At 60.8% G+C, this 19591-nt stretch carries 24 protein-coding genes; 5 read left to right on the top strand and 19 right to left on the bottom strand.

Going from position 1 to position 19591, the window contains the following annotated elements; genetic code table 11:
- Nucleotides 1–69: 69 nt before the first annotated feature.
- The 9 genes from GGR20_RS05335 to purQ form a co-directional block, all read right to left on the bottom strand.
- Entirely contained in the window at nt 70–1287 is a 1218-nt protein-coding gene (locus GGR20_RS05335) for an MFS transporter (RefSeq protein ID WP_183310214.1), read from the bottom strand.
- 215 nt (nt 1288–1502) lie between these two features.
- On the bottom strand, nt 1503–1838 hold the full coding sequence (gene grxD, locus GGR20_RS05330; protein WP_183310213.1) for a Grx4 family monothiol glutaredoxin: 336 nt from the start codon (nt 1836–1838) through the stop codon (nt 1503–1505).
- A 95-nt stretch (nt 1839–1933) separates the two neighbouring features.
- Nucleotides 1934–2560 carry an HAD-IA family hydrolase gene (locus GGR20_RS19075; RefSeq protein WP_183310212.1) on the bottom strand — a complete coding sequence of 209 codons (627 nt, stop codon included), beginning with the start codon at nt 2558–2560 and terminating at the stop codon, nt 1934–1936.
- Nucleotides 2557–2877: a DUF6665 family protein gene (locus GGR20_RS05320; RefSeq protein WP_253560105.1), complete on the bottom strand. Its 321-nt coding sequence runs from the start codon at nt 2875–2877 to the stop codon at nt 2557–2559. The genes GGR20_RS19075 and GGR20_RS05320 overlap by 4 nt, the downstream gene beginning before the upstream one ends.
- 4 nt (nt 2878–2881) lie before the next feature.
- Nucleotides 2882–3115, bottom strand: coding sequence for a BolA/IbaG family iron-sulfur metabolism protein (locus tag GGR20_RS05315; RefSeq protein WP_183310211.1), 234 nt, complete (start codon nt 3113–3115; stop codon nt 2882–2884).
- 91 nt (nt 3116–3206) lie between these two features.
- Entirely contained in the window at nt 3207–3803 is a 597-nt protein-coding gene (locus GGR20_RS05310; protein WP_183310210.1) for a hypothetical protein, read from the bottom strand.
- A 75-nt stretch (nt 3804–3878) separates the two neighbouring features.
- Complete coding sequence (gene purL, locus GGR20_RS05305) at nt 3879–6116, bottom strand: phosphoribosylformylglycinamidine synthase subunit PurL (RefSeq protein ID WP_183310209.1); 2238 nt, start codon at nt 6114–6116, stop codon at nt 3879–3881.
- Between the two features lie 22 nt (nt 6117–6138).
- Complete coding sequence (locus GGR20_RS05300) at nt 6139–6786, bottom strand: Pr6Pr family membrane protein (protein WP_183310208.1); 648 nt, start codon at nt 6784–6786, stop codon at nt 6139–6141.
- The gene (gene purQ, locus GGR20_RS05295; protein WP_183310207.1) at nt 6783–7451 is read right to left on the bottom strand and encodes a phosphoribosylformylglycinamidine synthase subunit PurQ; all 669 of its coding nucleotides are present in this window, start codon (nt 7449–7451) and stop codon (nt 6783–6785) included. The genes GGR20_RS05300 and purQ overlap by 4 nt, the downstream gene beginning before the upstream one ends.
- A 175-nt stretch (nt 7452–7626) precedes the next feature.
- Here purQ and GGR20_RS05290 point away from each other — a divergent pair, with 175 nt between their 5' ends.
- Nucleotides 7627–7785 carry a hypothetical protein gene (locus GGR20_RS05290; RefSeq protein ID WP_183310206.1) on the top strand — a complete coding sequence of 53 codons (159 nt, stop codon included), beginning with the start codon at nt 7627–7629 and terminating at the stop codon, nt 7783–7785.
- Between the two features lie 45 nt (nt 7786–7830).
- Here GGR20_RS05290 and GGR20_RS05285 read toward each other — a convergent pair whose 3' ends face one another.
- From GGR20_RS05285 to purC, 3 genes are all read right to left on the bottom strand, one after another.
- On the bottom strand, nt 7831–8895 hold the full coding sequence (locus GGR20_RS05285; RefSeq protein ID WP_183310205.1) for an acyltransferase family protein: 1065 nt from the start codon (nt 8893–8895) through the stop codon (nt 7831–7833).
- A gap of 263 nt (nt 8896–9158) precedes the next feature.
- The gene (gene purS / locus GGR20_RS05280; RefSeq protein ID WP_183310204.1) at nt 9159–9401 is read right to left on the bottom strand and encodes a phosphoribosylformylglycinamidine synthase subunit PurS; all 243 of its coding nucleotides are present in this window, start codon (nt 9399–9401) and stop codon (nt 9159–9161) included.
- A gap of 16 nt (nt 9402–9417) precedes the next feature.
- A complete protein-coding gene (gene purC, locus GGR20_RS05275) occupies nt 9418–10182 on the bottom strand; it encodes a phosphoribosylaminoimidazolesuccinocarboxamide synthase (RefSeq protein WP_183310203.1) in 765 nt (254 codons plus the stop codon).
- A gap of 208 nt (nt 10183–10390) precedes the next feature.
- Between purC and GGR20_RS05270 the strand changes: the two genes are divergently transcribed.
- Nucleotides 10391–10714 carry a DUF1476 domain-containing protein gene (locus GGR20_RS05270; protein WP_183310202.1) on the top strand — a complete coding sequence of 108 codons (324 nt, stop codon included), beginning with the start codon at nt 10391–10393 and terminating at the stop codon, nt 10712–10714.
- A gap of 64 nt (nt 10715–10778) precedes the next feature.
- Here the strand turns inward: GGR20_RS05270 and GGR20_RS05265 are convergent, their stop codons facing one another.
- From GGR20_RS05265 to rpe, 3 genes are all read right to left on the bottom strand, one after another.
- Nucleotides 10779–11330 carry an RBBP9/YdeN family alpha/beta hydrolase gene (locus GGR20_RS05265; protein ID WP_183310201.1) on the bottom strand — a complete coding sequence of 184 codons (552 nt, stop codon included), beginning with the start codon at nt 11328–11330 and terminating at the stop codon, nt 10779–10781.
- Complete coding sequence (gene purB, locus GGR20_RS05260; RefSeq protein WP_183310200.1) at nt 11327–12658, bottom strand: adenylosuccinate lyase; 1332 nt, start codon at nt 12656–12658, stop codon at nt 11327–11329. The genes GGR20_RS05265 and purB overlap by 4 nt, the downstream gene beginning before the upstream one ends.
- A 68-nt stretch (nt 12659–12726) precedes the next feature.
- Entirely contained in the window at nt 12727–13404 is a 678-nt protein-coding gene (rpe, locus tag GGR20_RS05255; RefSeq protein ID WP_183310199.1) for a ribulose-phosphate 3-epimerase, read from the bottom strand.
- Between the two features lie 194 nt (nt 13405–13598).
- Here rpe and rpsU point away from each other — a divergent pair, with 194 nt between their 5' ends.
- Nucleotides 13599–13865, top strand: a complete 267-nt coding sequence (gene rpsU / locus GGR20_RS05245; RefSeq protein ID WP_183310197.1) for a 30S ribosomal protein S21 — start codon at nt 13599–13601, stop codon at nt 13863–13865.
- Between the two features lie 6 nt (nt 13866–13871).
- Here the strand turns inward: rpsU and GGR20_RS05240 are convergent, their stop codons facing one another.
- The 4 genes from GGR20_RS05240 to GGR20_RS05225 are packed head-to-tail and all read right to left on the bottom strand — an operon-like array spanning nt 13872 to nt 14923.
- Nucleotides 13872–14123, bottom strand: a complete 252-nt coding sequence (locus GGR20_RS05240; protein WP_116588427.1) for a hypothetical protein — start codon at nt 14121–14123, stop codon at nt 13872–13874.
- 34 nt (nt 14124–14157) lie between these two features.
- Nucleotides 14158–14406: a hypothetical protein gene (locus GGR20_RS05235; protein ID WP_183310196.1), complete on the bottom strand. Its 249-nt coding sequence runs from the start codon at nt 14404–14406 to the stop codon at nt 14158–14160.
- The gene (locus tag GGR20_RS05230) at nt 14403–14657 is read right to left on the bottom strand and encodes a hypothetical protein (RefSeq protein WP_183310195.1); all 255 of its coding nucleotides are present in this window, start codon (nt 14655–14657) and stop codon (nt 14403–14405) included. Before GGR20_RS05230 ends, GGR20_RS05235 begins: the two co-directional genes overlap by 4 nt.
- A gap of 59 nt (nt 14658–14716) precedes the next feature.
- A complete protein-coding gene (locus GGR20_RS05225) occupies nt 14717–14923 on the bottom strand; it encodes a cold-shock protein (RefSeq protein ID WP_183310194.1) in 207 nt (68 codons plus the stop codon).
- Nucleotides 14924–15486: 563 nt separating this feature from the next.
- On the opposite strand from GGR20_RS05225, the gene GGR20_RS05220 reads away from it, so the two are divergent.
- Together GGR20_RS05220 and GGR20_RS05215 are read left to right on the top strand one after the other, a co-directional pair.
- Entirely contained in the window at nt 15487–18402 is a 2916-nt protein-coding gene (locus GGR20_RS05220) for a PAS domain-containing hybrid sensor histidine kinase/response regulator family protein (RefSeq protein WP_183310193.1), read from the top strand.
- A gap of 295 nt (nt 18403–18697) precedes the next feature.
- Nucleotides 18698–19438 carry a cytochrome c biogenesis protein CcdA gene (locus GGR20_RS05215; protein ID WP_183310192.1) on the top strand — a complete coding sequence of 247 codons (741 nt, stop codon included), beginning with the start codon at nt 18698–18700 and terminating at the stop codon, nt 19436–19438.
- Nucleotides 19439–19591: the final 153 nt, after the last annotated feature.

The following is a 19591-nucleotide window of genomic DNA, read 5'->3' as shown; positions in this document are numbered from 1 at the left end:
GAATGGTGCGGACCATGAACCCGTTAGTCCAGTTTGGCAAGCCTTCAATCGGCAAGAGCCGATGGATGGCTAAGCCGCTTTCAGGCCAAAATTGGCGGCGTTGCGTTCATTGATCGGGATGTGGATGGCCGCCGAGCCAAGGCCGAGCAGAATACCCAGATACCACACCAGATCATAGGCGCCGGTCTGGTCATAGACCACGCCGCCCAGCCAGACACCGACGAAAGAACCGATCTGGTGGCTCAGAAAAGCGATGCCATAGAGCATGCCCATATAGCGAGGGCCGAAGAACAGGGTCACGAGCCCTGCGGTCAACGGCACCGTGGACAGCCAGAGCAGACCCATGCCTGCGGCGAAGGTATAGGCCGTAATCTCGCTCACAGGGATGAGCAGGAATGCGGCAATCAGCAGCGCCCGCAGAAGGTAGATGCTGGCCAGCAACATCTGCTTGGGCAGGCGGCTACCCAGCCAGCCTGAGAGCAGCGAGCCGACGATATTGAACAGGCCGATCACGGCAATGGTCCAGCTCCCAACCTCGGGCGACAGGCCGCATTGCACCAGATAGGCAGGCATGTGCACATTGATGAAGGCCAGGTGGAAGCCGCAGACGAAGAAGCCGATCACCAGCAATCTGTAGGATCCATAGCCCCAAGCCCGCGACAGCGCCTGCATGAAAGGCAAATCAGCCTCGCCCGGTACGGACTCGGTGCGGCCGCGCAGGGCTGCCGACAGTGGGATGACCAGCAGCAGGATCAGCGCGATCCAGACCAGCGCCATTTGCCAGCCAAAGGCCGAGATAAAGCCCTGGCCGAGCGGCGCAAAGATGAATTGGCCGGCCGAGGAGGCCGCCGTGGCGACGCCGAAGACGAAGCTGCGCTTTTCCGCCGGCACGACTCGCCCGAAGGCGGCCATGACGACGCCGAACGAAGCGATGGCAATGCCGACACCGGTGACCACGCCCGCCGTCAGGGTCATGGTCAGCGTGTCAGGGGAGAAGGCCATGCCGAGCACGCCCAGCGCATAGACGAGGCCGCCCACCGCCAGCACGCGCCCTGAACCGTATTTGTCCGCCATGCCTCCGGCGAAGGGCTGGGCAATGCCCCAGACCAGGTTCTGCACGGCCATGGCCATGCCCCATTGCTCGCGGCTGAGGCCCAGGTCTTCAGTCACCGGCAGGGTGAACAGTCCGAACGAGCCGCGCGTGCCAAAGCCGATGGCGGCGATAATGCAGCCTGCAATAATCACAAGCGGCAGGGGAACGGCGGGGCGCGCGGCGGTGACGGTCATGGCGGGAGTCTCAAATAGAACGTTCCGCCAATCTACGCCCGGCCTGTTATCACGCAAAGCGATAATAGCTGATGGGTGTGATCAGCTTTGGTGATGTGCTCAGCGCTATTTTTGAACTTTTCATCCCGATGCGCTGTTCGCAGATGCGACAAAAACGCAAAAGGCCCAGTCAGTTAAGACTAGGCCTTCCGAAACTGATTCCGCGAAGAACGCGATCAGGCGCTCTGCTTGACCTCGAGACCGGCCTGCTGGAAATGGGTCTGCAACTCACCCGACTGGAACATTTCGCGCACGATGTCTGCGCCGCCGACGAATTCGCCCTTCACGTAAAGCTGGGGGATAGTCGGCCAGTTGGTATAGGTCTTGACGCCTTCGCGCAGTTCGTCGCTTTCAAGCACGTTGGCGCTGGAATAATCGACGCCGAGATAGTTCAGGATCTGCACGACCTGACCGGAAAAGCCGCACTGCGGAAAGTCCGGCGAGCCCTTCATAAACAGGAACACGTCGTTGTTCTTCACCTTGTCGTCGATAAAGGCGTTGATGTCGGTCATGGGAGGAGCCTTTCGAAAAGTCCGGGTTCAAGGGCCGGTTAAAGCTGGCTTCTAAATAGGGCAGGCGGGCTTTGCTGTCGAGTGGGGCGCCTCGGCTAGAGCCGCGCTTTCACCCATGGGTGATCGAAGAATTGCCTGTTGGTGTCGAACAGCACCGCGTCCCAACCACAGGAACGGGCGACGTCAATGACCTTCTGGGTATCGTCGAAGAACAGCGGCGGTTCGTCAGACTTGCCCATCCGGTCATCGGCGAAGGAGAAGAAACCCTTGTGTGCCTTGGTCATGCCGATGCGCGCCGAGTAGAAAATGTCCTCGAACAAATCGCCAAACCCCAGTGTCTGCCAAAGCCACTGAGCCCGCATGTGGTCCTGGTTTGTAGCGACGTATAATCGAACATCGTCACGGGCCTTGAGCACTCGGATGGCATCGAGCAGTTCAGAGTTCACCCTGCTGTCGTTGGCGAGCCAATATTGGGCAAATGCCATGGGAGAGCCAGCATATCCAAGCCCGGGGAGTCGCTTGTCCAGTGCTTCGATCAGCGCCATTTCACCTATGATCACCTTCTTGATGAAGATGTCGAAAATGAACTCCTCACGAAAGCGGTCCGGATCGACACCCAGGTCGGCAAGCAAGTTCTCGTCCCACCGGCGCTGCCGTTCCGGCCGGGCGTGGTAGCCATGCACAAGTACGCCATCAACATCGAAAACGACGGCACGGGTCACTTGCGTTTCACCGGAGCCGCACCCAGCCCATTCAGCACTTCGCCCGGAATGCCCAGATCAGCAATCACTTCGGTGTGGCGGCGAAAGCCGATCAGTTCGCGCTGCACAAAATAGCCCCAGACGGCCTCGCGCGCTTCGGCCAGCCAGTGCTCGCGCTCCGTGCCCGCTTTCAAACCCGCAACGGCCTTGATGACTCGCCGCTCGGCCGCGCTCAGCGAACTGGCACGTTCTGCCTGGATTTCATGGTCGATTGCTGCGGTGCCGGCCTCGGGCCGCACCATGCGGATCAGGTCGAGCGAGTCGCGCAGCCCCGACACGCGGTTAGTCCGGGACGCTGGTCTGCAAGGCGAGGGCGTGCAAGGCGCCGCCCATGTCACCCTGCAGGCTGTCATAGACCAGTTTGTGCTGCTGTACGCGGGTCTTGCCCCGGAACTGCTCGGATTTCACCGAGGCGGCCCAGTGGTCGCCGTCTCCGGCAAGGTCGCGGATTTCGATTTCCGCATCGGGCAGGGCGGCCTTGATGCGGCGCTCGATTTCGCTTGCGTCCATGGCCATGTGCACTCTCCCGCTGGTGTAACTGCGGCGCGGTTGGTGCCGACGCCGATGTCATTGATATGGCATGCACAAAGACCGGCTTCAACCGGTCCTATTGCGCCGGAGCCGTCTCTTCTACAGGCGCCACCTCGGCCCCGATGCAGCATTCGGCGTCCGAACGCGTGGCGAAGTTGGCAATGATGAAGTCAACGATGGGCCGGGCCTGTTCCGCTTCGGCTGTGGCATAGAGGCAATCGAGCACATAGCCCCGGCCATTGGAGACCGTCTCGGTGTGCACGACAGTCAATGGCATGCCCATGCTCGATTCCGGGCTTGAACCGTCATAGATCAGCGCCGTGGCGTCCTGATAGGGTGTGGTGCCTTTGTTGCCCAAGGCAAAGCCGGGCATGATTTCGGACCAGGAGGCCGCGACTTCGGCATCGTCCAGCGCACCCAGCGCTGCCTCGGCGGTCCAGCCGGTGTTCTCGACCGGCACCACTGTCAGGTCGCATTGCAGCGGCGCTGCGGGATGGTTGATGGTCAGCGGGTCGGCGCCACCACCGCTGGCCACCATGATATCGGGGAAGATCACCGTATAGGGCAGGGTGGGCAGAATGGAGCGCGTAACGTTGACGCTCTGCGCTGCGGACAGGCTCGGAGCAAGGACAAGGCCCAGGGTTGCAAGTGTCGCCACCGTTAAGTGTTTCATCGTCTGCTCCTGCTGTTCGTCTGCGCCTGTGTGAGCAAAGCGCTCCAAACAAAGGCGATGATATGGCGGACCCGCCTAAAGGCTGGGTTCGCCCTCCATGAAGCTGGGGAACCAGCTTTCATGCGCGTCCTTGAGGGTTGCCACCGAAACCGGCTTGGCCCCGCCCAGGGTCAGCGTCGTGCCGCCGGTCGTACCGATCCAGGGAGCGAAAATGCCCGAGGCCTCGGCCTCTTCCCAAAGTGCGGCAATTTCCGGCCCCTGCGGGTCGAGATTGAGCGTCACCAGATAGCGGCCCTGATCCTCGCCAAAGAAGGTCAGGATCGGATCATTGCCTTCGACATCGGTCACGGTCGCGCCCATGTCACCGGCCATCGCCATTTCGGCCAGTGCTACGCCCAGTCCGCCATCAGAAAGGTCGTGGCAAGCAGTGACAATGCCCGAGCGGATCAGCTTGCGCACAAAATCGCCGGTCTTCTTTTCCGCTGCAAGATCAACATGCGGCGCATCGCCATCGCGGCGGTCGAACAGGTCGCGCAGATAGATCGACTGTCCCAGATGGGTGCCGCGCTCGGCCGGTCCACCAATCAGCAGGATCGGCTGGTTCTCGGCAACAAAGCCGATGCCGACGCTCTGCTCCCATTCGGGTAACAAGCCGACGCCGCCGATGGTCGGGGTGGGCAGGATGCCACGGCCATTGGTTTCGTTGTAGAGTGAGACATTGCCCGAGACGATCGGAAATTCCAGCACCCGGCAGGCTTCGCCGATGCCTTCAATGGCCTTGACGAGCTGGCCCATGATTTCAGGGCGCTCGGGATTGCCGAAATTTAGGTTGTCGGTGGCCGCCAGCGGCTCGGCACCGGTAGCCGACAGGTTACGCCAGCATTCGGCCACGGCCTGCTTGCCGCCTTCGAAGGGGTTGGCTTCGCAGTAGCGCGGATTGACGTCCGAAGAGAAGGCGAGGCCCTTGGTCTCGTGCCCGTCAACGCGGATCACTCCCGCATCGCCACCCGGGCGCTGCATCGAATTGCCCTGGATCAGCGTGTCATACTGCTCATAGACCCAGCGGCGCGACGAACATTGATGCCCGCCCACCAGTGCCAGCAGCGCCTCGGCCACATCCATCTGCGGCACGTCGGATTTGGCGAGCTGCGCCGGAATTTTGGGTTCGGTCCAGGGGCGGTCATATTCGGGGGCTTCGTCGCCCAGTTCCTTGATCGGCAGATTGGCGACTTCATCGCCCTGCCAGAGCACGCGGAACCGCAGATCGTCGGTGGTCTTGCCGACCGTGGCGAAATCCAGCTGCCACTTTTCAAATACCTTGCGCGCTGCTGCTTCCTTTTCGGGATGCAGCACCATGAGCATGCGCTCCTGGCTTTCGCTTAGCATCATCTCATAGGCGGTCATGCGCTCTTCGCGCACCGGCACCTTATCGAGATCCAGTTCAATGCCGAGGTCGCCCTTGGCGCCCATTTCCACCGCCGAACAGGTGAGGCCTGCGGCGCCCATGTCCTGAATGGCAATCACGGCGCCGGTCTGCATCAGCTCAAGACAGGCTTCGAGCAGGCGCTTTTCGGTGAACGGATCGCCGACCTGCACGGTGGGGCGCTTTTCTTCGATATCGTCACCGAATTCGGCCGAGGCCATGGTAGCGCCGCCCACCCCGTCGCGGCCGGTTTTGGCGCCCAGATATACCACCGGCAGGCCAACGCCCTTGGCTTCGGAATAGAAAATCTTGTCGGTGTCAGCCAGACCCGCCGCGAAGGCATTGACCAGGTTATTGCCATTGTAGCGGGCGTCGAACTCGACCTCACCACCCACGGTCGGCACACCGAAGCTATTGCCATAGCCGCCGACCCCTGCCACCACGCCAGCCACCAGATGCCGGGTTTTTTCATGGTCCGGTGCGCCAAAGCGCAGTGCGTTCATCGCGGCGACGGGCCGCGCGCCCATGGTGAACACGTCGCGCAGAATGCCGCCGACGCCAGTCGCTGCGCCCTGATAAGGCTCGATGTAGCTTGGGTGATTGTGGGATTCCATCTTGAACACCACCGCCTGACCGTCGCCGATATCGACCACGCCGGCATTCTCGCCCGGCCCCTGGATCACGCGCGGGCCCTTGGTCGGCAGGGTGCGCAGCCATTTCTTCGAGCTCTTGTAGGAGCAATGCTCGTTCCACATCGCCGAGAAGATGCCCAATTCGGTATAGCTGGGCTCGCGGCCGATCAGGTCGAGTATCTTCTGATACTCGTCCGGCTTGAGCCCATGGCTGGCGACCAGGTCGGGGGTGATGGCGATGTCGTTGCGAAGAGTCATCAGGACGGTCCTGCGGGAGGGGTCAGGAAATGGCGGCCCGGCGCCGCGCCAGGGCGCGGTCGATGCCGATGGTGATCAGGTAGAGGATGGAAAGGCCGACAGCGACCAGCACCACATTGATGGCGACCTGCCCATAGCCCAGCTCGAAGGCGTTGAGCGTAGGGTATGGATAGGCGTTGGTCAGGGCGCCGCGCGCCATGACATAGGCGAGATAGATCAGCGGCGGCACCAGCATGGAGGGGGCATCTGGATAGTCGACGGTCCCATGTCTTTGCGTCAGGCCCCACCACAGCGCGAACAGGATCGGCGTGGCGTAGTGCAACAGGTAGTCGCAGACCAGAAACAGCCCCTGGGGTTCCCAGACCGGCCGCAGCAGCACGTGATAGAAGATCATCACCAGCATCATCACCCCGGTCATCATCGCCCGGGTTTTCGGCGTGCGGAACCAGTTGAGCCAGGACCATCCAGCCAGCGCCGACAGATAGATCAGCGTGATCGCGATATTGGTCAGAATGGTGAAAAAGCTGAAGAACTGCACCAGCGCCGCCGGCAGGCTCATGCCATTGGCCATATAGGCCGGAATGGAGATGGAGAATTGCAGGCCGAGCGCGACCAGCCCGAGAATCAGGCCCGCCCATGTCAGCGCGCGGTTCAGCATCGACTGGATCACGCCACCTGCCTGAGCGCCGAGGCGAACAGGGCGCGTCCATCATCGCCGCCATGGGCGCTTTCGATCAGGTTTTCCGGGTGCGGCATCAGGCCAAGTACGTTCTTCTGCTCGTTCAGGATACCGGCAATGTCGTTGATCGAGCCATTGGGATTGGTGCCCTCGGCATAGCGGAAGGCCACGCGCCCGTCGCCTTCCAGGATCTTCAGGGTCTCGGCGTCGGCGAAGTAATTGCCATCGTGATGGGCCACCGGGCAGCGGATGATCTGGCCCTTGGTGTAGCCGCGGGTAAAGTCGGTGTCTGCATTGGTGACCTCGAGCTTGACCTCGCGGCAGACGAATTTGAGCGAATTATTGCGCATCAGCGCGCCTGGCAGCAGCCCGGCCTCGATCAGGATCTGAAAGCCATTGCAGACGCCGAGCACCCTGGTGCCCTTGGCCGCGCGCTCGCGCAGCTTGTCCATGATGGGCGAGCGGGCGGCGATGGCGCCGCAGCGCAGATAGTCGCCATAAGAGAAGCCGCCGGGGATCACGATCAGGTCGGCATCGGGAATATCGGTATCCTGATGCCAGACCACGGACGGCTTTTCGCCTCCGATCTTGGTCAGCGCCGCGATCATGTCGCGGTCACGATTGAGGCCCGGAAACACGATGACAGCGGCCTTCATCGGTCAATCCTTATATCTGTCAGGGATGCGCGAGGCCCTTGTGGTGTCTCTGGCCCGAAAAGGCAAGGGCCCGCACGCGGGCAGGTGGCGAAATGCCCGCACAATGTGGCGATTGGTTGGAACTTTGCCACATTATGGGCGTTGGAACAGCATGGCAACATTGGGAGGAATGAACATGCAGACACAGTCTTCGTCGTCCGCAGACAAGCCGATGACCATCCGGGGCGAGGATGGCAAGCCGCATCTGGCAACCGACATGAAGCCGCAAACGCGACCGGTCAAGCTGCCACGCGTTCGACCCATCGTGCCTTCGATCTTCAAGGCGCCGGATTGACCGGCAAACGACAAGAAAAGGGCCGGTGCTGAACCGGCCCTTCTTTTATTCGGCAGGGGCTGCGCTTGCGCCGGGTCGGATTCGGCTTCCCGGCAGGTGGGCCCAGGCCGGCCGCTCGAACAGAAATTTGCCACGGCCGATTTTCTGCACCACCCACCAAAGAACCAGCGGCGATATTATCGCGACCGCCATGGTGAGCAGGCTCAGCACATTGGCCTCTTCAATACCCAGCCGCAGCAGAATTATGCGGGCAATACCCATGGGCAGCACGAAGGCGACATAAATCACCAACGACCTGGTGCCCATCCAGCGCAGCCAGTCCATGAAGGGCAGGCGCGAAAGGAGAGCTGCCAACATGCAGATCGCCGCCGCGCCGGCCAGCGCTAGAATCAGGTGAACGCCGGGCAGGGCGCCCCAGCCCATTTCGATATGGACCGGGTCCATGCGGAAGCCGGGCGAAAATACCATAGCCGCATTGACGACCGCCCAGACCACCAACATGCCGAGTGCCGCTGTGACATGGGACGCGGTCCAGTCGGCCAGTGCGAACAGGCGTGGCGCGAAGACGGCCCCGGCGTAGAAATAGACGAAATACTCGGCGAACTGGTCCACGAGATAGCTGCCGGTATGAATGCTGGCCATCTGCAAAATGGCCGCCACACCTAGAACGCCCCATTGTGGCGCCTTGATCTCGTGCAGGAACTTGGCGACCAGGCCGAACACGGCCAGCATGTAGATGAACCACAACACGCCATATGGCTCCACCACCGCCATAGCGAGGGATGCAGCCGCGCCAGTCGGATCGCGACCGATCAGCGCTTCCTTGAACAGAATGTGGATCAGTGCCCAGAGCGCATAGAAATAGGCGTAGTGCACCACGCGGCGGTCGGCGAAGGCCGCCCACGGGCGGCCGATCACCTGGGTAAGAAACAGCCCCGAAAGCAGGAAGAACTCGGGCATGCGGAATGGCATGGCAAAGGCGATTGTCCAGTGCAGGAAGCCGGTCTGGCCGGTATCCTCGCCCACACTGGCCGCGCAATACATGGTCACCACCAGGAAGATGGACAGGCCCTTGGCCATGTCCACCCAATTCAACCTTGTCTTTTCCATCGCTGAGCCCTCGCAATCATATTGCAGGCCAGCATAGGGACAAGTCCTCACCAGTCCCATAAAGGCTTGGGAACAGGCTTAAGGAAAATGCTTGATGGTTAGATTTTGGCTAACGGATCAGACCGGCACGGAGGCATAGGCGGCAAACAGGAGGCCGAGCGAGGAGAAGAACATGACGGTGAGAGCGATCTGGGTCTTGCGCATAGTCATACGGTCCTGCGCCATTGATCGGCGCGAATTGAGTTAGTTATAGCCGTTAGGCGTTAAGGTGAGATTTCGATCGCGTAGTTTTCGATCACAGTGTTGGCGAGGAGCTTTTCACACATCTCTTTGATTTGAGAACGTGCGGCTTCCTCATCGGTTCCCGACACTTCGAGATCAAACACCTTGCCCTGGCGCACACCGGCAACCCCGGCAAAACCGAGGCCGGCCAAAGACCCTTCTATGGCCTGTCCCTGGGGGTCGAGAACGCCGTTCTTGAGCGTGACAATGACGCGCGCTTTCATGGTTCGCTCCAAAAACCTATTGGACCAGGCGCGGACCGGTGGTCAGCGCATTGTCGTTCTCAACCAGAATGCCCAGGCGTTGGGCGACTTCGCGATAATTTTCCACCAGACCGCCAAGGCCCTCACGGAACCGATCCTTGTCCATCTTGGTGCGGGTCTTGATGTCCCACAGACGGCAATTATCCGGGCTGATCTCGTCGGCAAGCACGATGCGCATCATGTCGCCTTCGTAAAGGCGGCCACATTCGATCTTGAAATCGATGAGCTGGATGCCGACGCCCATGAACAGGCCGGTCAGGAAGTCGTTGATGCGAACGGCCAGGCTCATGATGTCGTCGAGTTCGGCGGGGGTGGCCCAGCCGAAGGCCGTGATGTGCTCTTCGGAGACCATGGGGTCGCCCAGCGCATCGTCCTTATAGCAGAATTCGATGATCGAGCGGGGGAGGCGCGTCCCGGGCTCGAGACCAAGGCGCTTGGCCAGTGAACCGGCGGCCACATTGCGCACGATCACTTCAAGCGGGATGATTTCGACTTCCTTGATCAACTGCTCGCGCATGTTGACGCGGCGGATGAAGTGGGTCGGAATGCCCAGATCGTTGAGCTTGGAGAAGACGAATTCGGAAATGCGGTTGTTCAGCACACCCTTGCCGTCGATCACTTCATGCTTGGCGCCGTTGCCGGCGGTGGCGTCGTCCTTGAAGTACTGCACCAAGGTGCCCGGCTCGGGACCCTCAAACAGGATCTTGGCCTTGCCTTCATAGATTTTGCGTCGACGGTTCATGGACGAATCCGCTGCTGGAAAAAACGAGGGTGGAATGGGGCGTTTCATGCGCCAGAACGGCACAAAAAAGCAAGCGCTTTCCGTCAGGCCGACCGATCATGGGCATCGGGTCGCAGGCGCGCGCGCCAGCGTTGATTTGCGTCGCTGAACCGCCTATGTCCAAGGATAACGGCCGCCGGAGCGGCCCTCAGACCGAACGGGAGAGACCATGAGCGGGTTCGAAGAACGCAAGAAGGGCCAGGAAGCCAAGTTCGCCTTCGACGCAGAAAAGAAGTTCAGGGCCGAAGCGCGCCGCAACAAGCTGCTGGGCCTGTGGGCTGCAGAGCTGATGAGCCTGGAGGCCGAGGCCGCCAAGGCCTATGCAGCCGAAGTGGTTGCCGCCGACTTTGAAGAAGCCGGCGACGAAGACGTCTTCCGCAAGGTGTCCGGCGATCTCAAGGCCAAGGGCGTAGACATCTCCGAAACCGTGATTCGGGAAAAGATGCTCACCCTTGTCGCTGTCGCCAGCGAGCAGATCGCCGCCGAGGGATAAGGCCAAGCGCCTCCCTGCGAAATCGCAACGACCCCGTCGGATTACCGGCGGGGTTTTTGTCGTCTTACAGCCGCTGCATCAGACGGGTGAACATCAGCAGGCCCTCGGGCCAGGGTCCGTGCCCCGAATGAACATTGATGTGACCGGCACTGCCGGCCTGGTGGAAGTCCGAGCCCCAGGCGCCGGCAAAGTCAGCCGCGGCTTCCAACGAGCAATAGGGATCGTTGTCCGAAACCACCAATAAGGACGGGAAGGGCAGGGGATCGCGCGGCACGAGGCCGAAGGCGCGCGCCTCCTTGGACACGTCCTTGCTGCCCTCGATGTCGGGCGGCGAGACCAGAAAGGCCCCTTTGACCTTGCCCTCCGGGAAGCGCCCTGCGGCCTGCACCAGGGCAATGCAGGCCAGCGAATGGGCAACCAGCACGACTGGCCGTTCGGCCAGCTCCACGGCCTGAACCATGGTGTCGGTCCAGTCGTCGGGGTCGGGTTCGTCCCAATCGGCCTGTTCGACAATTCCGGCCGTGGACATTTTCTCGGCCCATCGAAGCTGCCAATGGCCCTCGCCGGAACCACCCAGCCCCGGCAGGATCAGAATATCGGCTTCGGCAATCCTCATGGGCCAAACACGCGCGCGAAGATCGTATCGACATGTTTCAAATGATAGCCGTCATCGAACATGGCATCGATTTGCTCTTCGTTCAGAGTCACTTCGGGATCGCCCTTGAGGTTTTGAGCGAACAGGCCAGCACGGTCACCGCGATGTTCCCAGACCTTCATGGCATTGCGCTGCACGGCGGCGTAGGAGTCTTCGCGGCTGTAACCGGCCTGGGTCAGCGCCAGCAGTACGCGCTGGGAGTTGTGCAGGCCGCCGAGCAGGTCGAGATTCTTGCGCATGTTTTCGGGATACACCACCAGCTTGTCGAGCACCCCGGTCAGCCGTGCCAATGCAAAGTCCAGCGTTACGGTTGCATCCGGGCCGATCATGCGTTCGACCGAAGAGTGCGAGATGTCGCGCTCATGCCAGAGAGCGACGTTTTCCAGCGCCGGGGTCACCATGCCACGCACGAGGCGGGCAAGGCCGGTGAGGTTTTCCGTCAACACCGGGTTACGCTTGTGCGGCATGGCCGAGCTACCCTTCTGGCCGGGCGAGAAGAACTCTTCGGCTTCCAGCACTTCGGTGCGCTGCAAGTGGCGGATTTCAACGGCGACGCGCTCGACCGAAGACGCAATGACGCCCAGCGTAGCAAAGAACATGGCGTGGCGGTCGCGCGGGATCACCTGGGTCGAGACCGGCTCGATCGACAGACCAAGCTGTTCGGCGACATATTCCTCCACCGACGGATCGATATTGGCAAAAGTGCCGATGGCGCCGGAAATCGCCGCTGTCGCGATTTCGTCGCGCGCCGCAACCAGCCGCGCCCGGTTGCGCGAGAACTCGGCATAGGCTTCAGCAAGTTTGACCCCAAAGGTAGTCGGTTCTGCATGAATGCCGTGGCTGCGGCCGATGGTGATGGTGTGCTTGTGCTCCAGCGCCCGCTTCTTGAGCGCGGCCAGCAGCGCGTCGATATCGGTGAGCAGGATGTCGGCGGCGTTCTTCAATTGCACCGACAAGGTGGTGTCCAGAATGTCGGACGAGGTCATGCCCTGGTGCACGAAGCGCGCGTCAGGCCCAACGATTTCGCTCAAGTGCGTGAGGAAGGCGATGACGTCATGCTTGGTGGTGCGCTCGATCTCGTCGATCCGGGCGACGTCGAAGCCATAATCGCCGCGTTCGGCCTTGCGCGCATTCATCACTTCCCAGATCTTGTCGGCGCTCTCTTTGGGCACCACGCCCAGCTCGGCCAGCTTGGAGGTGGCGTGGGCTTCAATTTCGAACCAGATGGCAAAACGGTTCTCGGCCGACCAATTGGCCACCATTTCGGGACGGGAATAGCGCGGGATCATGGGTTTAGCCTTGATTGGTCAGAGTTGATTCAGGTCATGAGGGGCGGAAGCCGCGCGCAACGCCGCGACTAGACCACCATCCCCGTTGCCGCGTGGCGGATCGTCCTGATCCGTTCCGCATAAGTTGTCGGGTCATTGCCGGCATAGATGGCTGAGCCGGCCACCAGCACATTGGCGCCGGCCTGGACGATGGCGCGGGCATTGTCAGCGGTGACACCGCCATCGACTTCAAGATCGATATCCCGGCCGCCAATTAGCGCCCTGGCCTGGGCGATCTTGTTCAGGCTCTCGGGGATAAAGCTCTGCCCGCCAAAGCCGGGATTGACGCTCATCACCAGTACCAGGTCGCAATCGTCGATCACATGCTCGATCGCCGAGACCGGGGTTGCCGGGTTGAGCGCCACGCCCGCCTTCTTGCCCAGCGCCCGGATCGCCTGCAGCGAACGGTGCAGATGTGGGCCCGCCTCGGCATGCACGGTGATGATATCGGCGCCGCCCTTGGCGAAGTCGCTCAGATAGGGGTCGGTCGGTGCGATCATCAGGTGCACGTCGAAAATTTTGTCGGTCGCTCCGCGCACTGCGTTCATCACCGGCGCGCCAAACGATATATTGGGCACGAAATGGCCGTCCATCACATCGACATGGATATAGTCCGCGCCTGCTTCGGCAATCGCCTGCACCTCCGCGCCCAGCCGCGCAAAGTCGGCAGAAAGAATGGAGGGCGCTATGCGAAGCGGACGGGTCACGGTCATGGGCACCTCGGCCGGAGGGGGAATAGCGGCTGCTCTAGCGCGCAGATGGGTTTTGGGCAAGGGCAGGGCGCTGTCCACATCCCGATTTGGTCATCCGGGCAAATGGTGATAACCCAGCCCCCGGATGGCCGAGCGGCCATCCATTCCCACCCATATCTGGTGAGGCCAACCTAAAGTTAGGATAGTTTTTGCAGGTTCAAGTCCGCGACAACAATGTCGATCAGGCACTTCGCGTGCTCAAGAAGCGTCTTCAGCGCGAAGGCGTGTTCCGTGAGATGAAACTCCGGAAATATTACGAAAAGCCCTCCGAAGCCCGTGTGCGCAAGAAGGCCGAGGCCATCCGCCGCAGCCGCAAGCTGGCACGTAAGCAGGCTATTCGTGAAGGTTTGATTGCCGGCCCCAAGCGCCCCGCGCGCCCCACTGGCCGCCCCGGCGCAGCGCCAGCGCGGAACTGATACGCCCTACCGGCCGGGCCCCCGGGCTTGGCCGATATCGGCCAATTGCCGATGCAGATTGCGAATCTGGCGTGAGCCATAGCGGCGATTACCCACACACAATTGCGCTCCGTGCAGGCTGACAGGCGCGGCCTGTTCCATGGCAAAGCGGATGGCCTTGGCGGCCGAGTTGAAGCGCCTGGCGCCAGCGGCACGTGCTGATTCAGCACTGGTGCCGAGGAAAAGCTGCCCCGGCATATTCAGCATATCGATGTTCATTAGTCTGTCTTTCTACCGGCTCTTGGCCGGGGTATCAGCGCTTTGCGCGCTCGAGGGGATAGTCCTGCGCGTCATAAAGCGCGCGGATCTGTTGTCCCTCATATCGGTTGTCGCCGCTTTCCACGGCCATGCCGCGCAAGGCTGCGGCAGGCATGTCCTCGATGGCGAAGCGGATCGCTTCTGCGGCAGAGGAAAATCTGAAATATTGCGCGCTGCGCGCATGAAATGCGCCAAGCACCGCGTAGAGTTCTGCAGGTTCGGCCCAGTCGAGGGCCGCATTCACCGCTTGTTGACGGCGATGGTGAAGACACTTTCGCTATCTTCGAACACGGTCTTGACGACCGAGCTGGGCGAAAGGTCGATTTCTTCGACCACGCGTTCATTGCTTTCGCCCCAGGACTTGACCCGGTAAAGCACTGGACCCTTGTCGTGCGGCAGGCAGCTCATCACCTCACAGGGGCCGGCAGGGCGGTTGCTGTGCCGAGGCGCTGAACGCAATTCCAGCATTTGACCGACTTTGTAGCGGTGCGACATGTGCGCTCCTTGCGAACGTGAAAATGGGGGCACCCGAGGGCGCCCCCACGGATATGGCCTTAGGCCAGAGCGATATTGACCGCGGACTCGCGACCGTCACGGCCGCTTTCGAGGTCGTAGGTGACCTTCTGGCCATCGGCCAGGGTCGAGAGGCCGGCGCGCTCGATAGCCGAGACGTGCACGAAGGCATCCTTGCCACCAGTGTCGGGAGTGATGAAGCCGAAGCCCTTGGTTGCGTTATAGAATTTAACGGTGCCGTTGATCATGTTGGCGCCTTTCAGTTTGGCTCGAAGCGAAGCAAACGAGCAGGTTTCTCCCGTGCATTGCGCATCAGGAGCCTAAGAACGTTCGCATTTCGGAAGGAAAGCCAAGCAACCAGCATAGCCAGCCGGCCGAGTTCGCCAACAGTGGGCAGAAACGTATGGGTGCACCATCTACCTCAATTGGCATGAAGTCAAGGCAGGACGCTCTCTTGAAATATTTGGAGGCCGATGGAACTGGCAGTCGCTCAGCTTCGTTCTGGGTCTGATCAAGGTCTGCGACAATTGGCTTGGAAGCGGCAAATTTCACGATAGATCGGCAACAAGGTATCCCGACGAACATGCATTTACGTGTATTTGGCTTCCGCAACTGCCGCGTTACCGCATCCGCCGACAGGCTTCCGGCGGTCTCTTCTGCGACCAGACCCACATTTGCCATTGTATGATAGTCAGCCCCTGCGAGCAGAGGGCAGGAAAGCCATTGCTGTGCGTGGCGTGACGATGGCCAACAAGTTTCTGACATTTACAGGCGTAACGCGTGGCCAAGCCACGGAAGCAAAAGAAGAATAATGAACGAGAGTTCCGTAAGTCCCGAGACTATCCTGTCGTTTTTGAGCGGTGGAGGCGCCACCGGTGCATTGATCCGTGATTATGACTGGGCCAGCAGCCCGATCGGCGCGCCTGAGGGATGGCCAGCATCGCTCAAGACATTGGTTTCGGTGATGTTGAGCTCAAGTCAGCCCATGTTCGTGGCCTGGGGCGCGTCGCGAACTCTTATATACAATGAGCAGTATGCGCAGATAATGGCCGACAAGCACCCTGAGGCACTTGGCGGTGATTTCCTGGAGGTGTGGCACGAGATAAGAGCGGATCTAAGCCCGATCGTAGAGCGAACATACTCGGGCGAGCCCGTCCAGATGGACGACATCATGCTCGTCATGCAACGACGTGGATATCCTGAGGAAACTCATTTCTCGTTCTTCTACTCTCCTATCAGGGATGACCGCGGTACCACGGTAGGATTGTTCTGCGCCTGCACCGAAATTACCGGACAGATCGAGGCGGAGCGTCAGGCCGAGCGGGAGCGTGCGCGCCAACGGCTCATGCTCAAACAGATGCCGGGATTCGTGGCGCTGCTGGTTGGTCCAAACCATTGCTTTGAATACGTCAATGACGCGTATCGAGAAATCGCGGGAGAGAGAAATTATGAAGGTCGAACAGTCCGAGAGGTCTTTCCGGAGATCGAGAATCAGGGATATTTCGAGTTTCTCGACAAAGTCTATGCGACGGGGGAATCCTATTCAGCACACGCTGCACCGGTGCTGCTGGCCGGAGAAGCAGAGCCCCGCTATGTCGACTTTCTCTATGAGCCCGTTCGCGATGACTCCGGTGCGGTGACCGGTATCTTCGTCGGTGGCTACGAGGTGACCGAGCAAGTCCGGACACGGGCCCGGCTTGAGGAAAGTGAGGAACGCGTGCGCTCTGAGGCCGAGCGCGTGCGGCTCGCGCTCGATGCTGGTGCAATCGTGGGCACCTGGGTGTGGGCGGTTCAGGAAGATCGTTTCATCGCCGATGAACGGTTTGCTCGCTCGTTCGCGCTCGATCCCGAGCTTTGCCGGAAGGGGCTTCCGCTGGATATGGTGACGGCGTCGATCCATCCGGAGGACGTGGACAGGGTTTCGGATGCAATAGAGAAAGCATTGCAGGGCGGGGGAGCCTATAGCTGCGAATATCGAGTTCGCCAGACCGACGGCGAGTATCGCTGGGTTGAAGCGAACGGATTGGTGGAGCTGGATGCCAACGGCACTGCACAGCGCTTTCCTGGCGTTCTCATTGACATCGAGGAGGAGCGCAAAGCGAGGATCGAGCGGGATCGCTCGGCGGCGATGCTCGCTGCCTTCATTGAGGCAGTGCCCGGTGTTGTGTACGCAAAAGATCGGCAGGGGCGCATGCTGGTCGCCAATCGCGGCGCAACTGAATTAATCGGGAAACCGCCCCAGGAGTATCTGGGCAAGACAGATGCGGAATTTCTCGAAAACACGGCGCAGGGGGAAGCCGTGATGGCGAACGACCGCGCTGTCATGGAATCCGGGGTTTTGCGGCAGATCGAAGAGACGGTGCATCGGCCAGACGGCAGCCCGGCGATATGGCTATCGACCAAATCACCCTGGCGGGACACAGATGGTTCGGTGATCGGCCTCGTCGGGTCATCGCTGGATATTACGGCGCGCAAGGAGGCAGAAGCTGCACTAGAGGCCAGCCGGGAAGAGTTGCGGCGCCTGAATGCCTCGCTTGAAGAGCGCGTCAAGGAGGCAATCAAGGAGCGCGAGGACGCCCTGGCCCTTTTGCACGAGGCGCGGAAGGTTGAGACCTTGGGGCAACTCACCGGTGGGGTGGCGCATGACTTCAACAATCTGCTCACCCCGATTATGAGTGGCCTGGATATTTTGAGCCGCCGGCATAGTGACGACGAGAAGTCTCATCGGATCATTGCGGGGGGGCTGCAGGCGTCTGAACGCGCCAAAACGCTCGTCCAGCGCCTCCTGGCCTTTGCCCGCCGCCAGACCCTGTTGCCGAAGGACACCGATGTCTGCGCACTGGCCAGGGACATGCGCGAGCTGCTGGAGCGCACCCTGGGCCCGCAGATTGAGTTTCGGCTAGAGACACAGGACGCTGGATGTGCGGCCTTGGTGGATCCAAACCAACTGGAGCTGGCAGTCCTCAATCTGGCCGTCAACGCTCGTGACGCCATGCCGGATGGTGGCACGCTGACCATTTCAGTTGATACAGTGACCGTTACCCCGTCGGCACCTCATGACACCTTGGACAGCGGTGACTACGTCCGCGTCAGTGTCATCGACACAGGTACCGGAATGGATGCCGAGACGCTATCTCATGCGATCGAGCCGTTTTTTACCACCAAGGAAGTGGGACACGGCACTGGCCTTGGTCTATCAATGGTGCATGGCCTGGCCGCGCAGTCAGGCGGTGCTCTGAGCGTGCGCTCAGTACAAGGCCAGGGGACGACGGCCGAGATATGGCTGCCGTTCGCGCCCTGCCAGACAAAGCCGGATCCGGTTCAGAATGCGGATATTCCGCTCCCAGAGAAGACGAAAAAAGTGCTCCTCGTTGATGATGAGGCTCTTATTCGGATGAGCGTGGCAGACAATCTCATCGAGCTTGGCTACGAGGTTGTCGAAGCGGGCTCAGCAGCTGAGGCTCTGGAGCATGTCAGCTCGGGCATTGTCCCCGATCTGCTCGTTACCGATCACATGATGCCTGGCATGACCGGGGCTCAGCTCGCGAGCGAACTGCGCGGCGTCATGCCAGAGCTGCCCATTTTGATGATCACTGGCTATGCGGACCTCAAACCTGAGCAAGCAAGCGGGCTTGTGGTGCTCGCAAAACCCTTCCGAATGGCAGAACTAGGTAGGCGTGTTGCTGAGCTACTGGACGGCAGGCAATCCATCGGGACACCTGCCTGACCAGGGCATCCTTGGCCGGAGCGCCGGAGAACGTGCCGGTGCCTGTTCTCACGTGGCGAACACGCTGTAAGCCAGCTTTGGCCAGCAGGCGAACGAAACTGCCAGGTCGGTGCCAAGGGGAGTTTGCAGAGCAGACTTGTCGGCCAAAGCTTGTTCTTGGAAACGCTCGTTAGGCCGGATGCGTATGCCGGACCCAAGGCCTGTCGGGCCCTCACATCCGCGCGATGCGGCACTGGGGCTCATTGCCTTTGGCCCGCACCGCGCTAAACAGGGACGCGACTAAGGAGCGTCAGACGTGGAATTTTCCCTGCCTTTGGTGATCGGCGCCGGCGTGCTGAGCTTTCTCAGCCCCTGCGTGCTGCCCCTGGTGCCACCCTATCTCACCTATATGAGCGGGGCGAGCTATGACCAGTTGCGCGCCGAGGCGGTGTCCGGCTCGCCGGGGCGTCTGACCGGCCGCGTCGCCCTGACCGCCATCTTCTTCATTCTCGGCTTTTCCGTCGTCTTCATCGCGCTGGGCGCAACCGCCACCGCCTTTGGCCAGGTGTTCCGCCAGCTTCTGCCGATCCTTACGCCCATCGCCGGCATCGTCATCATCGCCATGGGCCTGCATTTCCTGGGCGTGTACCGCATCGGCATTCTCGATCGGCAATTGCGCCATAATGGTCCCAGCGCGGCCTCCGGTCCCCTGGGCGGGTTCCTCCTGGGCCTGGCCTTTGCCATTGGCTGGACGCCTTGCATCGGCCCGGTGCTGGCCGCCATTCTTTCGGTGGCCGCCAGCCGCGATACTGCCTGGGAAGGCGCCTCGCTACTCGGGCTATATTCGCTGGGTCTGGGCATCCCCTTTTTCCTCGCCGGCATTGCCGTGGGACCGTTCCTCACCTTCTTCAACGGCTTCAAGAAGCATCTGGGCCTGGTGGAAAAGATCATGGGCGGCCTTCTGGTGGCCACAGGCCTGCTCTTCATCACCGGCAATTTCACCCGCATCTCCTATTGGTTCCTGGAGACCTTCCCGGTCCTGGCCAATTTCGGATGATTGGCCTTGGGACTTTTCCCAATGTCCGGGGGAATTTGTAGTCCGGGATTAACCCTGTTCACGAAATCGAGAGCGAGACCTGTTTTCCTGAGCCCATATTGTGGCGCAGTTTACCCTCGAGGGGCAGACTAGCGGCGTACTTGGCCAAGGGCA

Source organism: Devosia subaequoris, from assembly GCF_014197055.1.
Taxonomy (GTDB): domain Bacteria; phylum Pseudomonadota; class Alphaproteobacteria; order Rhizobiales; family Devosiaceae; genus Devosia; species Devosia subaequoris.
The sequence above is the reverse complement of the archived record's forward strand: the minus strand, read 5'-3'. Positions and strand labels throughout refer to the sequence as shown.

What these genes read in the sequence shown, in the direction of transcription:
- GGR20_RS05270 (WP_183310202.1), top strand. Translation starts at nt 10,391, where the DNA reads ATGAGCGGGTTCGAAGAACGCAAGAAGGGCCAGGAAGCCAAGTTCGCC.
- grxD (WP_183310213.1), bottom strand. Translation starts at nt 1,838, where the DNA reads ATGACCGACATCAACGCCTTTATCGACGACAAGGTGAAGAACAACGAC.
- GGR20_RS05220 (WP_183310193.1), top strand. Translation starts at nt 15,487, where the DNA reads ATGAACGAGAGTTCCGTAAGTCCCGAGACTATCCTGTCGTTTTTGAGC.
- GGR20_RS05310 (WP_183310210.1), bottom strand. Translation starts at nt 3,803, where the DNA reads ATGAAACACTTAACGGTGGCGACACTTGCAACCCTGGGCCTTGTCCTT.
- GGR20_RS05335 (WP_183310214.1), bottom strand. Translation starts at nt 1,287, where the DNA reads ATGACCGTCACCGCCGCGCGCCCCGCCGTTCCCCTGCCGCTTGTGATT.
- GGR20_RS05285 (WP_183310205.1), bottom strand. Translation starts at nt 8,895, where the DNA reads ATGGAAAAGACAAGGTTGAATTGGGTGGACATGGCCAAGGGCCTGTCC.
- purL (WP_183310209.1), bottom strand. Translation starts at nt 6,116, where the DNA reads ATGACTCTTCGCAACGACATCGCCATCACCCCCGACCTGGTCGCCAGC.
- GGR20_RS05265 (WP_183310201.1), bottom strand. Translation starts at nt 11,330, where the DNA reads ATGAGGATTGCCGAAGCCGATATTCTGATCCTGCCGGGGCTGGGTGGT.
- GGR20_RS05225 (WP_183310194.1), bottom strand. Translation starts at nt 14,923, where the DNA reads ATGATCAACGGCACCGTTAAATTCTATAACGCAACCAAGGGCTTCGGC.
- GGR20_RS05290 (WP_183310206.1), top strand. Translation starts at nt 7,627, where the DNA reads ATGCAGACACAGTCTTCGTCGTCCGCAGACAAGCCGATGACCATCCGG.
- purQ (WP_183310207.1), bottom strand. Translation starts at nt 7,451, where the DNA reads ATGAAGGCCGCTGTCATCGTGTTTCCGGGCCTCAATCGTGACCGCGAC.
- purB (WP_183310200.1), bottom strand. Translation starts at nt 12,658, where the DNA reads ATGATCCCGCGCTATTCCCGTCCCGAAATGGTGGCCAATTGGTCGGCC.
- GGR20_RS05240 (WP_116588427.1), bottom strand. Translation starts at nt 14,123, where the DNA reads ATGAACATCGATATGCTGAATATGCCGGGGCAGCTTTTCCTCGGCACC.
- GGR20_RS05315 (WP_183310211.1), bottom strand. Translation starts at nt 3,115, where the DNA reads ATGGCCATGGACGCAAGCGAAATCGAGCGCCGCATCAAGGCCGCCCTG.
- purS (WP_183310204.1), bottom strand. Translation starts at nt 9,401, where the DNA reads ATGAAAGCGCGCGTCATTGTCACGCTCAAGAACGGCGTTCTCGACCCC.
- purC (WP_183310203.1), bottom strand. Translation starts at nt 10,182, where the DNA reads ATGAACCGTCGACGCAAAATCTATGAAGGCAAGGCCAAGATCCTGTTT.
- GGR20_RS05230 (WP_183310195.1), bottom strand. Translation starts at nt 14,657, where the DNA reads ATGTCGCACCGCTACAAAGTCGGTCAAATGCTGGAATTGCGTTCAGCG.